At 70.3% G+C, this 13,609-nt stretch carries 17 protein-coding genes; 5 read left to right on the top strand and 12 right to left on the bottom strand.

Going from position 1 to position 13,609, the window contains the following annotated elements; all coding sequences use genetic code 11:
* Positions 1-8: 8 nt before the first annotated feature.
* The 3 genes from AB0J58_RS09215 to AB0J58_RS09205 form a co-directional block, all read right to left on the bottom strand.
* Entirely contained in the window at positions 9-743 is a 735-nt protein-coding gene (locus tag AB0J58_RS09215; RefSeq protein WP_364212381.1) for a hypothetical protein, read from the bottom strand.
* 176 nt (positions 744-919) lie between these two features.
* Positions 920-1,561, bottom strand: a complete 642-nt coding sequence (locus AB0J58_RS09210) for a response regulator transcription factor (RefSeq protein ID WP_364212378.1) — start codon at positions 1,559-1,561, stop codon at positions 920-922.
* Positions 1,558-2,718 carry a sensor histidine kinase gene (locus AB0J58_RS09205; RefSeq protein WP_364212375.1) on the bottom strand — a complete coding sequence of 387 codons (1,161 nt, stop codon included), beginning with the start codon at positions 2,716-2,718 and terminating at the stop codon, positions 1,558-1,560. The genes AB0J58_RS09210 and AB0J58_RS09205 overlap by 4 nt, the downstream gene beginning before the upstream one ends.
* Before the next feature lie 125 nt (positions 2,719-2,843).
* Here AB0J58_RS09205 and AB0J58_RS09200 point away from each other — a divergent pair, with 125 nt between their 5' ends.
* Complete coding sequence (locus AB0J58_RS09200; protein ID WP_364212372.1) at positions 2,844-3,314, top strand: GNAT family N-acetyltransferase; 471 nt, start codon at positions 2,844-2,846, stop codon at positions 3,312-3,314.
* Positions 3,315-3,319: 5 nt separating this feature from the next.
* Here the strand turns inward: AB0J58_RS09200 and AB0J58_RS09195 are convergent, their stop codons facing one another.
* The gene (locus AB0J58_RS09195) at positions 3,320-4,222 is read right to left on the bottom strand and encodes an NAD-dependent epimerase/dehydratase family protein (protein WP_364212369.1); all 903 of its coding nucleotides are present in this window, start codon (positions 4,220-4,222) and stop codon (positions 3,320-3,322) included.
* Between the two features lie 235 nt (positions 4,223-4,457).
* Between AB0J58_RS09195 and AB0J58_RS09190 the strand changes: the two genes are divergently transcribed.
* Positions 4,458-4,739 carry a hypothetical protein gene (locus AB0J58_RS09190; protein WP_364212366.1) on the top strand — a complete coding sequence of 94 codons (282 nt, stop codon included), beginning with the start codon at positions 4,458-4,460 and terminating at the stop codon, positions 4,737-4,739.
* Here AB0J58_RS09190 and AB0J58_RS09185 read toward each other — a convergent pair.
* Complete coding sequence (locus AB0J58_RS09185) at positions 4,728-5,402, bottom strand: hypothetical protein (RefSeq protein WP_364212363.1); 675 nt, start codon at positions 5,400-5,402, stop codon at positions 4,728-4,730. The two genes, AB0J58_RS09190 and AB0J58_RS09185, sit on opposite strands and share 12 nt — an antisense overlap.
* Before the next feature lie 41 nt (positions 5,403-5,443).
* On the bottom strand, positions 5,444-6,079 hold the full coding sequence (locus AB0J58_RS09180; RefSeq protein WP_364212360.1) for a hypothetical protein: 636 nt from the start codon (positions 6,077-6,079) through the stop codon (positions 5,444-5,446).
* A 183-nt stretch (positions 6,080-6,262) separates the two neighbouring features.
* On the opposite strand from AB0J58_RS09180, the gene AB0J58_RS09175 reads away from it, so the two are divergent.
* Entirely contained in the window at positions 6,263-6,625 is a 363-nt protein-coding gene (locus tag AB0J58_RS09175) for a nuclear transport factor 2 family protein (protein ID WP_364212357.1), read from the top strand.
* A gap of 63 nt (positions 6,626-6,688) precedes the next feature.
* Here the strand turns inward: AB0J58_RS09175 and AB0J58_RS09170 are convergent, their stop codons facing one another.
* Together AB0J58_RS09170 and AB0J58_RS09165 are read right to left on the bottom strand one after the other, a co-directional pair.
* The gene (locus tag AB0J58_RS09170; RefSeq protein WP_364212354.1) at positions 6,689-6,964 is read right to left on the bottom strand and encodes a hypothetical protein; all 276 of its coding nucleotides are present in this window, start codon (positions 6,962-6,964) and stop codon (positions 6,689-6,691) included.
* Positions 6,965-7,007: 43 nt separating this feature from the next.
* Positions 7,008-7,136, bottom strand: a complete 129-nt coding sequence (locus AB0J58_RS09165; RefSeq protein WP_364212351.1) for a hypothetical protein — start codon at positions 7,134-7,136, stop codon at positions 7,008-7,010.
* Between the two features lie 15 nt (positions 7,137-7,151).
* Here AB0J58_RS09165 and AB0J58_RS09160 point away from each other — a divergent pair, with 15 nt between their 5' ends.
* On the top strand, positions 7,152-7,670 hold the full coding sequence (locus AB0J58_RS09160; RefSeq protein ID WP_364212348.1) for an HAD domain-containing protein: 519 nt from the start codon (positions 7,152-7,154) through the stop codon (positions 7,668-7,670).
* Positions 7,671-7,835: 165 nt separating this feature from the next.
* Complete coding sequence (locus AB0J58_RS09155) at positions 7,836-8,441, top strand: DUF1707 domain-containing protein (protein ID WP_364212345.1); 606 nt, start codon at positions 7,836-7,838, stop codon at positions 8,439-8,441.
* 179 nt (positions 8,442-8,620) lie between these two features.
* On the opposite strand, the gene AB0J58_RS09150 is transcribed toward AB0J58_RS09155, so the two are convergent.
* The 4 genes from AB0J58_RS09150 to AB0J58_RS09135 form a co-directional block, all read right to left on the bottom strand.
* A complete protein-coding gene (locus AB0J58_RS09150) occupies positions 8,621-10,078 on the bottom strand; it encodes an MDR family MFS transporter (RefSeq protein ID WP_364212342.1) in 1,458 nt (485 codons plus the stop codon).
* 445 nt (positions 10,079-10,523) lie between these two features.
* Entirely contained in the window at positions 10,524-11,183 is a 660-nt protein-coding gene (gene prfH, locus AB0J58_RS09145; protein ID WP_364212339.1) for a peptide chain release factor H, read from the bottom strand.
* The gene (locus tag AB0J58_RS09140; RefSeq protein ID WP_364212336.1) at positions 11,180-12,370 is read right to left on the bottom strand and encodes an RNA ligase RtcB family protein; all 1,191 of its coding nucleotides are present in this window, start codon (positions 12,368-12,370) and stop codon (positions 11,180-11,182) included. The genes prfH and AB0J58_RS09140 overlap by 4 nt, the downstream gene beginning before the upstream one ends.
* A 386-nt stretch (positions 12,371-12,756) precedes the next feature.
* On the bottom strand, positions 12,757-13,569 hold the full coding sequence (locus tag AB0J58_RS09135; RefSeq protein ID WP_364212333.1) for a helix-turn-helix domain-containing protein: 813 nt from the start codon (positions 13,567-13,569) through the stop codon (positions 12,757-12,759).
* Positions 13,570-13,609: the final 40 nt, after the last annotated feature.

The raw sequence follows: 13,609 nt of genomic DNA, 5'->3' as shown, positions 1-13,609 counted from the left end.
GTTGCCCGTCAGTTCCAGGGGTCCCAGAAATCGTGGTCGACGATGGCCGGCGACGGTACGAGCTCGACCGGACGGTCGCCGTACCTGACGGGCAGAACGGCCCGCAACAGGGCCAGCAGTTCCCGGTGGGTGTGGTCCGTCGTGGTAGCCCGCCACAGGACGCGCCCGCCGCTCAGCCGCACGACCGGCCGCTCCCCCTCCAGGGTCAGCTCCAGCCGGAGCACACCGTCCCCCGGGTGCTCCGGCAGCGCCGAGGCGAAGGCGGCGCGTACCGCGTCGAGCCCGCCCTCGCGGACCGCGGCCTCGGCCCGTTCCCGGTCGGCCAGTTCGGCGACCGCGGCCAGGACCGACTCCAACGGCGGCACCTGGCCCGGGTTCAGCGGGACCAGCCCCGCGCATTCGAGCGACCGTTCGTGCCGCGCCTCGGCGTGCCGATGGTCGTGAACGGAGTGGTGGGCGTACAGCGCGTCCCCCTCGACCCGGTACACCGTCACGTACAGCTCGTCCTCCAGCGAGAACATCCGGGTGTCGTACACCCGGTGCACCGCTCCCGAGGAGTCCAGCGCGTAGTAGGTGCGGACTCCCCCGCCGCCCGGGTCGGCGGGCTCACCGCCGAAGACCTCGCGGAGGCCGGGTGGACCGGCGCCCCACGGCTCCACCGGCCCGGCGACCAGCGTCCGCCCGTCACGCGTTCGCCAGCCCCGGGTGAGCCCCGACCGCCCACCGGCGGAACGATCGACCATGACGACACCTCCAGGTGATCGGCTCACAGGGTAACCGTCCGGTCGGAGACGCCGCGCCACCGGCCGCGGCACGCGGAGGTCGCCCCTGGGCCAGGAGCCGGTCACGGCCGGAGAGCGCGGTGAGAGCAGCCGGCGGGACTCGGGGCCGCTCATCGGGGTGGCCGGGGCGTTCCCGTTCAGGCGTAGGGCACGACGAGCCCCGACTCGTAGGCGTGGACGATGGCCTGGGCGCGGTCGCGCAGACCGAGTTTGGCCAGCAGCCGGGCGACGTGCGTCTTGACGGTGTGCTCGGTGACGACCAGCTCCCCGGCGATCTCGGCGTTGGACAGACCTCTCGCGATCAGCCGCAGCACCTCCAGCTCGCGGGGGGTGAGGTCGGCGGGAGGGTGCGAGCGGGATCGCTGCCGGGCGAACTCGGCGATCAGCCGCCTGGTCACCTGGGGAGCGAGCAACGCGTCGCCCCGCGCGATCACCCGGACCGACTCCACCAGATCCATCGCCCTGACGTCCTTGAGCAGGAACCCGCTCGCCCCCGCGGAGAGCGCGTCGTACACGTGGTCGTCCAGATCGAAAGTGGTGATCATGAGGGCGCGGGTGGGCAGGTCGGCGACGATCCGGCGGACCGCCTCGATGCCGTTCAGCTCCGGCATCCTGATGTCCATCAGCGCCACGTCGGGCCGGAACTCACTGGCCAGCCGTACCGCCTCGGCCCCGTCGGCGGCGGTGCCCACGACGGTCACGTCCGGCTGGGCGTTCAGCACCGCGGCGAAACCGTGCCTGACGCTCCTCTGGTCGTCGGCGACCAGGACACTGATCACGCCGCCGCCTCCACCTGCGTCAGCGGAAGGCCCGCCTCGATGAGGAAACCCCCCTCGGGCGCCGTACCGGTGTTGAGCCAGCCGCCCAGCATGACCACCCGTTCCCGCATCCCGATCAGGCCGTGGCCGCCCGCGTTCGGGGAAGGTCCGGGGCCGTCGTCGCTCACCCTGATGGCCAGCGTGTCCTGCAGGTAGGCGAGCTCGATGCGCACGTTCGCGTCCGGCGCGTGGGAGCGGGCGTTGGTCAGCGCCTCCTGCAGGATTCGGTACGCCGACAGGTCGACGGCCGCGGGCAGCGGGACGGCATCGCCGATGACATCGAGATCGACCGTCCCCCCTGCCTTGCGGTGCTCTTCCAGCAGTTCGGGTACGCGTGCCAGGCCCGGTTGCGGCGAGGTGCCGCCCGCCCCGCCGTCGGTGCGCAGCACACCGAGCAGCCGCCGCATCTCCACCAGCGTCTCGCGGGCGGTGGTCGCGATCTGCTCGAAGCCCTCGCGCGCCGGCTCGCCGAGATCCTTGATCGTGTACGGGGCGGTCTCGGCCTCCACCGCGATCCTGGAGATGGAGTGCGCCACGATGTCGTGCATCTCCCGCGCGATCCTGGCCCGCTCGGCCATGGCGGCCTGCTCGCGCTGCGCGGCGATCATCTGCTCCACGCTCTCCTGGCGGACCTCCTTGACCTCGCCACGGGCACGGGCGAGGTCGGCCAGGAGCGCGACACCGCCGACACAGAACGCGATCATGGGCACCGCGGTAAGGGCGAGTTCGAATCTGCCTCTCCAGAGCAGCAGTATGCCCAGTATGAACAGCCCGGCCAGGATAGTCCCGGTCACCCCCCAGGCCTGCGCCCGCGGCAGCGGCCTGAACAGGGTGTAGAGGGCGAGGGCGGCGGACGTGGCGATCGCGAGGTTGGACAGGGGATGGATCCCGCTGAGGAGCAGCCCGACACCGCCGACAGCCGTCGCGACCAGCGCCGCGGGCGGGTTCACCCGGCGGAAGGCCAGCGGCAGGGTCGCCAGCAGCAGGAACGGCACCGGCACGCCGTAACCGCTCCAGGCCGACCCGACGGCCCAGAGCGCGAGACCGATCGCGACGGCCGCATCGAGGACGGAGACCGGGCCGATCTTTCTTTCCAGTAGAAGGTCGCTCGAAGTCATGCCCAGAATTGTGCGGGCAGCCGAGGATCGCCCGCGTCACTCGAAGGATTGACATTCACCCGCGCACTTCCCCGGCCCATGCCGAAGGGGAGGCGCCCCGGACGTACGGAATGGATGAGGCGGATATGGATCTACAGCCCTTCGCGATGACGCACGCGGCCACGGTCGCGAGCTGGCCCACCTCGTCGCGGGAGGTCGCGATGTGGTGCGGACGGCAGGAGTTCCCGCTGCCGGCCCGGGTCGTCGCCGGCTGGCAGCGGGGGGAGGACGTACGGACCCACCTGCTCGTCGAGGGCCGGGACCCGCTCGGCTACGGGGAACTGTGGCTCGACGCCGAGGAGGACGAGGTCGAGCTGGCCCACCTCATCGTGGCCCCGGCCGCCCGCGGCAGGGGAATCGGGCGGGAACTGGTGCGCGGGCTGACCGCGCTGGCCTGGGAGACGGGCCGCGCGAACGTCTTCATGCGCGTGCACCCGGACAACGACCGAGCGCTGCGCTGCTACCGGGGAGCCGGTTACCTGCCGGTCGACGCCCACCTGGCCGCGGAGTGGAACGCCGCCCAGCCGGTCGACTACACCTGGCTACGGCACAGGTGAGGGGGTCAGCTCCGCATCGCCGCCCCGAGTGAACGAAGTTCCGCGTCGACACCGTGCATGGCCGGCCTCCAACCGAGTCCTTGTTCGGCGGCAGCGCTGGACAAGCGCTGGGAGTACGTCAGGGCCTCTGCGAACGGTCCCATGACGGCGAGGGCGGTCTGCAGGGGCAGCGAGGCGACGGCGCCGCCGGCGCCAAGTGCGGAACTCGCCCGCGTGGCGAAGTCCCTGAAGGACAAGGATTCGCCGTTGGCCGCCAGATACAGGGCGCCGGCCGGCGCTGCCTGCAACGCGCGGGCACACAACGTCGCCAGGTCCTCGACATGTACGAAGGCGAGCAGGTTGTCGCCGGCACCGACGTAGTGCGTCCGCCCGGAGGTTTTGACCTCGGCGAGAAGAGACCTCGCGACGAAGCCGTCGGTGCGCCCGTACACCATGGGGGCACGCACGACCACCGACCGGACACCGCTGTGGGAGGAGCGGCGGATCTCGGCTTCGAGGTCGGAACGCCAGCGAAGAAAAGCCGGGGGGTTGTCAGGTGTGTCGACGTCGACCTCGACATCCGGACCGGTATCACCCGTACCCAGTGAGCCCGTCACATAGATGAACGCCTTTCCGCTGCCGGTCAGCCGGGCAAGCACCGCCCGAACGGCAGCGATGTCCATGTCCCGGAACGCATCGGAATCGGGTGCCAGCCAGGCGAAGACCACCGCATCGGCCTGTCCGGCCCTGTCGACCCACTGCGAGAGGTCCCCGACCTCACCTCGATGCGCTTTCACACCCTTCCGGCGAAGGGCGTCCGCCGCTTCAGCAGATCTGGCGAGCCCGACAACCTCGTGTTCCTGCTCGATGAGCTTGTCAGCGATCGCACCGCCGACATATCCGCTGGCACCGACAATGAAAACTTCCACACAGACCTCTTACGACAGAAGGTGAAACCCGGCGAATCCCAGGATCGGGCAGGCTACCGCCGCATCCCGGGCACACCGAGCGGCTGAGAACCGCCATACGCGAAGCTAGACCTTGACGCTGACGTCAACGCAAGCCGGTGCGTCGCTCCGGCTTCGGCTCATCCGCGTGGGCGGTCAAACCCGACATTCGCCCGTACCCTCAACAGTGCTCCTGTTCCGGTGAGCGGGCCAGGACATGACAGGGCGGCTCGATGACGCGCAGCGTGCGGCCGTCCACGGCGAGCCGGCCGGAGGACAGGTCGGCGGCCGTGTGCGACGGCAGGTGGACGCCGACATCATCGCCGAGCCCGAGGCGACCTACCGGCGGCTCGACGGCAAGAATGCCGGTGTCGTGGCCGTGTCGATCTGGCGCACCCGCGACGACGGCCTGATCACGGACCACCGCATCTTCGTCGACCTCGCCCCCGTCCACCTGGTCCAGGGTCCACACGCACTTCACCCCGACTCAACCGGGTGAGCATCCGGCCCGCATCACCGCCCGCAGCAGGGCCAGCAGGTGGCGCACGGGTCCCGTGGCGGGCCGTACGGAGTCGAGCACCGGGAGGTCGGCCGGGCGGAGGGTGGACGGGGGGCGTTCGGCCAGGGTGGCGACGGCTCCGGCCGCCGGGTCGCGTACCACGTGGACCGCGCTTTCCGTGGCCAGCGCGTGGCGGGAGCCGTCGGGGGTGCGCCACAGTTCGATGCCGATCGAGTCGGACAGCTCACGCGATCCTGTGACGTCGATCAGGGTCTCGGCATCGATGTAGCGGACCTCGCCGCCCGTATTGGAGTCAGGGGTTCCGTCCAGGAACATGATCTCTTGGCGCTGCGGGATCAGAATCGGGCAGTGTCCCCTTCGGCGCGGGCGCAGGCCGATGCCTCGTACCCGTTCCAGGGTCGCGCCGGTCGCCTGCCAGATCTCCAGGCACTCGTTGCCCGCCGCGGCCAGGCGGTCCGGGGAGAGGAAGCACAGTTCGCGATAGTGCTCCTGTTCCGGTGAGCGGGCCAGGACATGGCAGGGCGGCTCGATGATGCGCAGCGTACGGCCGTCCACGGCGAGCCGGCCGGAGGACGGGTCGGCGGCCATGTGCGACGGCAGGATGTTCAGCCCCTGCTCGCCCCAGACCAGGTCCTCCTCCATGGTGACCTCTTCGATACGCTCGCCGGCGCCGGTGTAGTAGGTCAGGTGGCAGGCGGCGGGCTCCGGATCGCGGCCCAGCCGGGGTGGTGCCGGGCAAGCACCGCGAAACGGTCGTGGTCCAGCCAGCTCAGCGCCGCGATCAGGGAGAACTCCTCGGGCTGCAGCATCGTCCTCTCCGCGGCGTTGCGCACGAGACCGAGAGAGGGATTCGGCGGGATCCAGTCCATGCTGAAGATGGACCTGCCCTGGTTCAGCATCACCCCGGAGTCGGCGTCGCCCGCCCGGCGGGCGACCTGGCGTCCGTCGTCGAGGTCGAACACCTGGAGTTCGTGGCGGCGAACGGAGGTCCAACCTCTTGTGCAGACCGCCAGCCATCGGCCGTCCGGGGACAGCGAGCCGGTGACGATCCAGCCGTCGACGGAGATTTCGAGCAAGGGGTCGGCGGTCAGGGTGGCGCACGCCTCCTCCACGATTCCAGCCGGGGTCGCGGCGAGCAGGTCGAACAGGGAGCGTGCCGGGCCGTCCGGCCGCCACCGCTCGTCGAACAGCGGCAGGACACGGTCCGCCTCGACGAGGGGGACCCGCTGCTGGACCAGGTCCCACAGCTCCGCCCAGCGCCGCTCCTCCGCCAGCTTCACCGCCGTGTCCTGCCAGCCACGCCGATCGGTTCCGGCCATGTGCCCCTCCTGGTTTCGCGATCAGGCTAGGGACGCGGACAGGTATGAGGCGTCCGCCGGGCGGGGGATGCCGGGGACGGTTCGGCGCAAGGCATGAGACACCCACCTTGGCGATAGTTGCGCGTCGCCCCTCGCTCCGTATCGTCCCCACCAGTGATCCCGACTGTGTGAGGAAGGATCGGCATGACCGAAGACGTGGTGCGACGCGTTTTCCAGACAGTCGACTCGTTCGACCCCGACGAGTTCGTGCGGTTGCTGGCCGAGGACGCCACGCTGGTGTTCGGCAACGCCGAGCCGATGACGGGACGTGCGGCCATCGCCGCCGGGTTGCGGGCGTTCTTCTCCACCATCGGCGGCCTGCGGCACCGGATCGTCAGGAACTGGCAGGTGGGCGCCGACATCATCGCCGAGACCGAGGTGACCTACCGGCGGCTCGACGGCAAGGACACCGGAGTCGTGGCCGTGTCGATCTGGCGCACCCGCGACGACGGCCTGATCACGGACTACCGCATCTTCGTCGACCTCGCTCCCGTTTACCTGGTCTAGTGTCCACACGCGCTTCACCCCGGCCGGCTCCTCCTCGATCGACCAAGGGAGCATCCGGACCGGCTAGGCCGTCCGAGCCGTCATGGCGCGCCAGCCGAAGGTGGCGGTGCCGAGCAGGAGCACCACCCCGGACAGCACACCGCTGACGAACGGTACCCAGTCGACGGCAGCCGTCGCCGCCAGAACGAGACCGGCGACGCCGAGCAGGGTGAGAACCACACCGGGTACGGCGATGCTCCAGTCCTTCCACACGGGCGCCAACGCGACGAAGTGCACCCCGACCACGAACGTCACCCAGGCCACGTTGGTCTGTTCGGGACGTTCCCAGGCGGCGAGCACCCGGAGTCCGCCGAAGAGCAGGAAGGGCAGCGCCCCGGCCGCTTCAGGCGTGGGGGACGACGAGTTCCGCCCCGTAGGCGTGGACGATCACCACCGAACGGTTCGCCGCGATGCCGGCCGGCATGGACCGTGCCGTCGCCGAGGGAGTGGCGCCTCCGCTGTGACCGACCACCGTTATCCTGCGGCAGTGCTTGGTTCCCCGGACCGCCCGTTGCTGTTCCTCGACGTCGACGGACCACTCATCCCGTTCGGAGCGCCCGACCTGCGTCCCGGCGGGCACCTCGGCGACCGGGCAGTGCCGCTGCCGATCGGGGCGAACCCGTTGCTGTCCAGGATCGACCCCCGACACGGGCCGCGGTTGTCGGCGTTGCCGTGCGACCTCGTGTGGGCGACGACATGGATGGCCGACGCGAACGAGGTGATCGGTCCGTTGCTCGGGCTGCCCGAGTTACCGGTAGTGGACTGGCCGGACTCGGAGGAGAAGAGCCCGCTGCACTGGAAGACCCGCGGCCTGGTCGACTGGGCGGCCGGACGCTCCTTCGTCTGGGTCGACGACGAGATCACCGACCCCGATCGTGCCTGGGTGTCCGCACACCATCACGGGCAGGCACTCCTTCATCGCATTGATCCTCGCCGTGGCCTCACGCACACCGACTTCGTCGTCATCGCCGACTGGTTGGCACGGCGTAGCCGATCCGGTCGCTGACCTGACCGGTTCGTTTCGCCGCCGCGGTAGATGGAGCCGTACAGGTTGGATACGAGGTGAGGAACCCGGCGTCCGGCCGGCGTCACCGAGGCGGGGGTGAGCTGAACGTGACCGACCCCCTTGGTGAGTTCCCCGTCAGGATGAATGAGAACTATCGTGACCAGCATGGAAAATCCCCCTCAGCGTAGGGACTCCCAGATGTCGCACCTGCGCGCCTCGGACAGCAACAGGGAGCAGGTCAGCACCCTGCTCGGTGAAGCCCTGAGCACCGGCCAGCTGAGCCACGAGGAGTACTCCGAGCGCCTGGACAGGCTCTACCAGGCCAAGACCGTGGGAGAGCTCGAAGTCCTCACCAATGACCTGCAGGTCGAGCGGCAGCGTCCGGCCGCGAACCCGGTGTCCTACCTGCCGGGGGCGAACCCCGAACCCGAGAACGTCATCGCCATCTTCGGCGGTTCCGAGCGCAAGGGCCGCTGGCGGGTGCGGCGGCGGACCAGAGCGCTGGCCGTCTTCGGCGGCCTGCGGTTCGACCTGACCGACGCAGAGTTCGAGGCGAAAGAGGTCGAGATCACGGTTAACGCGATCTTCGGTGGGGCCGAGATCATCGTGCCCAAGGGGGTGGAAGTGCGCTGCCATGGCGTCGGCATCTTCGGCGGTTTCGACGTGCACGGCAGCTCGGACGTCGACCCGTCGGCGCCGGTGATCGTGGTGAGGGGCCTGGCGCTGTTCGGCGGAGTGGGCGGTAAGACCCGACGCCGGCGCGAGCGCTGAGCGACACACCCGGGGCGCTCCGAAGGCGCCAGGACGTGATCACGTCCTGGGGCACCGCGGTCGTCCGGCACATTTGCCGACACCGGCGTTCGCGGCCAGTCCGAGATCGTCTATCGGCGTCCACGGGCATCAGGCGGAGATAGACCACGGTGCCCCACTTCACCGCCGTCACGCCGGTTTCATCGGTCGGCCTCCTCGAACTCGTCGGCGCTGTCCGCTCGGGCCGGTAGGAGCAAGGCGGTGACGACCACGACCACGGACAACACCGCGCCGATGACGAAGGCCAGCCGCATGCCGTCCAGGTTGGCGAGCACCTCCGTGGCTCCCGCGGATCTCAGTGCCTCGGCTCGCGCGCTCATCACGGTGATCACGAGTGCGGTGCCGACGGCCGCGGAGACCTGTTGCAGCGTGCTCAGGATCGAGCTGGCGTGGGAGTAGAGCGGCGGTGGAACCGCTCCGAGCCCGAGGGTGAACACCGGGGTGAAGGTCGCGGCCAGGCTCACCATCAGCAGCGCGTGCAGACCGAGAAGCTGCCAGAACGGCATGGTCATCGTGACCTGGGTGAAGCCGGTGAGCGCGAGCGTGATCCCGATCGCGCCGGGGATGACCAGAACCCGGCCGCCGAACCGGTCGAACAGGCGGCCGACGGTCGGACCGAGCAGCCCCATCGCGAGGCTGCCCGGCATCACGAGGAGTCCGGTCTGCAGGGGACTGAGCTCGCGGACGTTCTGCAGGTACAGCGGCAGCAGGATCATCGAGCCGAGCATCGCCATGAAGGCCACCGACATCAGGATCAGCGCGACCGTATAGGTGCGGTGGCGCAGGGTACGCAGGTCCAGCAGCGGTACGCCGCGCTTCTGCAGCGCCAGCTGGCGGACGACGAAGACGGCGATGGCCACCAGGCCGACCGCCACGATCGCGACGGCGACGCGGACGTCACCACCCTCGAACCAGCTGAGCCCGTAGACCAGGCCGCCGAAGCCGACGGCGGCGGTCACCACGCTCAACCAGTCGATGGTGCTGAACCGGGGCTCTCCGACGTTCTTGAGCTGCTTCAGGCCGCGCCATGTGATCACGGCGGCGATGGGGAGCACCACGGCGAACAGCAGCCGCCAGGACCCGAACTGGAGGATCACCCCCGAGACCGTCGGGCCCATGGCGGGCGCGACCGAGATGGCCAGGGAGACGTTGCCCATCACCCGGCCCCGGTCCGTCTCGGGCACCACCTGCATCAGCGTGGTCATCAGCAGCGGCATCATCACAGCCGTCCCGGACGCCTGGATGATGCGGGCGCCCAGCAGCACCTCGAACGACGGCGCGACGGCGGCCAACGCCGTGCCGAGCAGGAACAGGCCCATCGCGGTGGTGTACGCGCTGCGGGTGGACACCCGCTGCAGGAACCATCCGGTGATCGGGATGACGGCGGCCATGGTCAGCATGAAGGCGGTCGAGAGCCACTGTGCGGTCTGCTCGGTGATGTGCAGCGCCTCCATCAGCCGCGGGATCGCGTTGATCATGATCGTCTCGTTGAGGATGACCACGAACGTGGCGAGCACCAGCAGCCGGATCACGGCCGGGGTGCGACCTGAGACGGCGGTCGCGGGCTTGGCTGGTGAGTCGAGCTGTGGGCTGAGCACGGCACCTCAATCGGGGTTGTCGGACACGACGCGGTCATGGCTGGGCTGGCGCCCTGGCCTTGGGTCTCGCGAGAAGTCGTGGTCATGCAAAGACTGACCGATGCCACCGACAAAACTCATCGCCCGTCCCAGCATTGCGGCAGGCGATGCGAGATGTCACCCGATTTTCACCGGCGGACGACGACCTCCAGATCGCCGGCAGGAGCCCTCGTATCGCGCTATGACCTGGGCGAACACCTCGGAGGACTGGGCCACCCCAATGGCAGGCACCACGAACCGGGAAGGGCCGTCGCCCGCACCCGCGGTCGAACAACCTGATGATCCTCTGTAGTGGGGAACGGCCGTCGACCGGCCAGGCCGACGGCCTCCTCATGGGTACCGGCGTGTGCCCGAGGGGCGACCGGAACCGTTCGTCTTCCTCGGTAGGGCACGGCCGGGTGGACCGTCACGGTCGCCGGCGTGTCTGCTCCGGTGAGGCCAGGTCCTGCTTCGGCGTTTCCGGGCGTTCGATGCGGGTGGGGTTGCCGCGTACGAGCTCGTCGTGGACGCGGCGGCGGGCGGTGGTGACGGCGCGCCCCGCCGTCTCGTCGCCGTCCTCGATGCGCTGTCGCAGCAACCGCATGGCGATGCGGCGGTTGAGGCTGAACCGCCGCTCGGTGTCGACCACGACGACGATCCCCGAGGGCCGGTGCGTCGCCCGTACCGCCGTGCTGGCCTTGTTTCGATGTTGACCGCCGGGGCCGCCGGTGCGGCAGGCGACGATGTCGACGTCCGCCTCCGCGAACGTCGTGCGCGGAATGTCGACCTGGCACGGTTGGGCGATGACGTACCAGTTCTTCCGGCCCGTGCCGGCCCGGTACGGGCTGGGAGCCTGCCAGCACAGGGTTCCGGTCCACGAGGCGGCGAACGCCTCGGCGCCGGCTCCCGAGAGCCGGATCAGGACCGATCGGTAGGTGCCGGGCCGGTCACCGGGAACGGTCTCGACCCGATGGGTCTCCAGGTCCTGCCGGGTGGCGTCGGCTTCCAGGCGGCGCAGCAGCCGGGCCAGCGCCCAGGCGCACTCCTGCGGGCCACGCCCGGCCGACAGGAGCAGGTGGACGCTCACCGCGCGCCTCGCTCGCGGCGCCGGTCCCGCCGGGGTGTGGACCCGAGGTCGGGCGTCTTGTAGGTGACCAGAGGGACCGTGGTGGCCACGGGCGTGGCCAGGTCATGGTCGACGAGGTCGGAGATCACCTGCTCGATGCGCTTGTAGGCCGTCGGCGCCTCCTCGAAGAGCAGCTGGCGGTCTCCGCACACCACCAGCGACCCCACCGGTGTGCGGCACAGCTCCTCGACCGTGTGCTTGGCCCGGCCCCGGCGCAGGGCGTCCGCACGCGACATCTTGCGGCCCGCGCCGTGCGCGACGGAATGGCCGGCGTCCGGCCCGGCGTGGGCGGCCACGAGGTAGGAGGGGGTGCCTCGCGTACCGGCGATGAGCACGTCGCGGCCGTCACCCGGCGCCGCCCCCTTGCGGTGCAGGTAGACCCCGTCGCGAACCTCGACCAGGTTGTGGCACTGGTCGACGAGCGGCTCGGCGGGCTCGGCCCCCAGGGCATGGGCGACCCGGGCGGCCATCAACCGCCGGTTGAGCGATCCCCAGCGTACGGCGTCGTCGTGCATCGCCAGGTAGGCGCCCGGATCAGGGGCGGGGCCCGCGCCACAGGCCGCGGTGTGCGCCCGCAGGATCCGTTCGCCCAGCCCCCGGGAACCACTGTGGACGATGAGAACCAGGTCGCCGTCGGCGAGTCCGAGACGGCTCGCGTGGCCCGGCTCGAAGACGGTCCCGATCCGCGCCAGCTCGACGAAATGATTGCCCCGGCCGACCGTCCCGAGGCCCTCGACGTGACCGGCGGGGATATCGCCCTTCACCACGGCCCAGGCCGGGTCGTCGGCATCCCGCTCGGGATCCAGCGCGCGATCGAGGTCGGGGAAGCGGGCGGCGAGCTTCTCGGGTACGGCGCGCTTGAGCTTCATGGGGAACACGGCGATGCCGCAACCGATGTCGGAGCCCACCAGGAACGGGTACAGCACGGTCGACGCCATGGCGGCGCCGATCGGGGCGCCCTTGCCGGGGTGCAGGTCCGGCATGGCGGCGACGTGCACCATGCCGTCGAGGGCGGCCACCTGGTGGCACTGCGCGAGGGCGTCGGACTCGATCCAGCTCGCGGGGGAGGCGAACACGGTGATGGTGGCCGGGCCCGTGGCCGTGGTGGACGGCGGCGGGGACTCCGGCCGGGAGTGTTGCTGAGACAAAAGGCTCTCTTCCCTCAAAGGGGTATGGGGTGACAGCGTTGCGGGACGCGTCGGCGCCGTGGCATCTCGGAGTGGCGGGGTGCTGTCCGTCAGAGCGTCATGAACACCACGTTCCCCGAGCCCACCACGCGAGGCAAGCGATTTTCGGCCGTCCGGGGCTGTACGCCTGCGCTCACCGCCATCTCATGCCGTGTGCATCGCCGCGGTCGACACGCCGGCGTCCAGGCTGCGGGGGAAGCTCACTTCCTTGAAGACGGTCCACGGCTTCGAGCCATCAGGCGTCATTGGTCAGGGCACAGAACGTCCCACTCGATGAGTACGGACACGGCGATATGCCCTGACCGATGATCTCCGGCCGTGCTCGTGCCGATGCCGTGGGATGCCCGTCATCGCCGGGTCGGCGATGAGGCCGGCCATGCGACGTCGTCGATCGCGAGCCACGGCGCGACGGCCACGGCCGTGAGTGTGAGCCCGGCGAACGCCTTGACCTCGCGGTGGAGATGTGACTGGTCGACGTAGCCGGTCCGGGTGGCGACGCCGGCGGCGGCATGACCCGCCGCCAGAAGGTGGGCGGCGTGGTCGAAGCGCACGAGTTGGGCGGCGCGTTTGGGGGTGATGCCGAGCTGGGACCGGAAGCGGGACCACAGGCGCTTGCGGCTCCAGCCGACCTCGTCCGCCAGGCCGTCGATCCGCACCCGCCCCCGGCTGGTGAGCGCCCGCCGCCAGGTGTAGGCGACCTCCGGATCGACCGGCGGACGGTCGCCCAGCCGACGGCTGAGGATCTCGACCGCGATCGTGAACCGTTCGTCCCACGACGCGGCGGTGCGCAGCCTGTCCTCGGCTCGCCCGGCGTCGCGGCCCCAGACGTCCTTGAGCGACACCACCGTCCCGCTGAGCTCGGCCGATGTGCCGAGCACCGCACCCGCCACGACCGGCTCCAGCCGGATCTGGAGGCACTCGCCGACCCCACAGCCGGCTACCCGAAGATCACCAGGGAGGAGCCCGACGACGACGCTGCCGCGCTCGCGCCGGCCATGGACGTCGTAAACGACGCCTTCCCCCTCGCTCAGATCGACGATCAGGGTGACGGATGGGTGCGCGACCATGGCGATGTCCACGAGTCCGGGGGCACGATGGCGGAACCCGGCCATGGTGACCCCCGGCAGCCGACCTGACAGGCGCGGGACTGCGACGTCCACCGCCGCCCAGGAGAATGGCGTCCCGGTCGACAACACGTGA

Source organism: Streptosporangium sp. NPDC049644, assembly GCF_040675205.1.
Taxonomy (GTDB): domain Bacteria; phylum Actinomycetota; class Actinomycetes; order Streptosporangiales; family Streptosporangiaceae; genus Streptosporangium; species Streptosporangium fukuiense.
This window is presented reverse-complemented; position numbering and strand designations above follow the sequence as displayed.

What these genes read in the sequence shown, in the direction of transcription:
- AB0J58_RS09215 (WP_364212381.1), bottom strand. Translation starts at nt 743, where the DNA reads ATGGTCGATCGTTCCGCCGGTGGGCGGTCGGGGCTCACCCGGGGCTGG.
- AB0J58_RS09205 (WP_364212375.1), bottom strand. Translation starts at nt 2,718, where the DNA reads ATGACTTCGAGCGACCTTCTACTGGAAAGAAAGATCGGCCCGGTCTCC.
- AB0J58_RS09200 (WP_364212372.1), top strand. Translation starts at nt 2,844, where the DNA reads ATGGATCTACAGCCCTTCGCGATGACGCACGCGGCCACGGTCGCGAGC.
- AB0J58_RS09190 (WP_364212366.1), top strand. Translation starts at nt 4,458, where the DNA reads ATGACAGGGCGGCTCGATGACGCGCAGCGTGCGGCCGTCCACGGCGAG.
- AB0J58_RS09185 (WP_364212363.1), bottom strand. Translation starts at nt 5,402, where the DNA reads ATGGAGGAGGACCTGGTCTGGGGCGAGCAGGGGCTGAACATCCTGCCG.
- AB0J58_RS09180 (WP_364212360.1), bottom strand. Translation starts at nt 6,079, where the DNA reads ATGGCCGGAACCGATCGGCGTGGCTGGCAGGACACGGCGGTGAAGCTG.
- AB0J58_RS09175 (WP_364212357.1), top strand. Translation starts at nt 6,263, where the DNA reads ATGACCGAAGACGTGGTGCGACGCGTTTTCCAGACAGTCGACTCGTTC.
- AB0J58_RS09155 (WP_364212345.1), top strand. Translation starts at nt 7,836, where the DNA reads ATGGAAAATCCCCCTCAGCGTAGGGACTCCCAGATGTCGCACCTGCGC.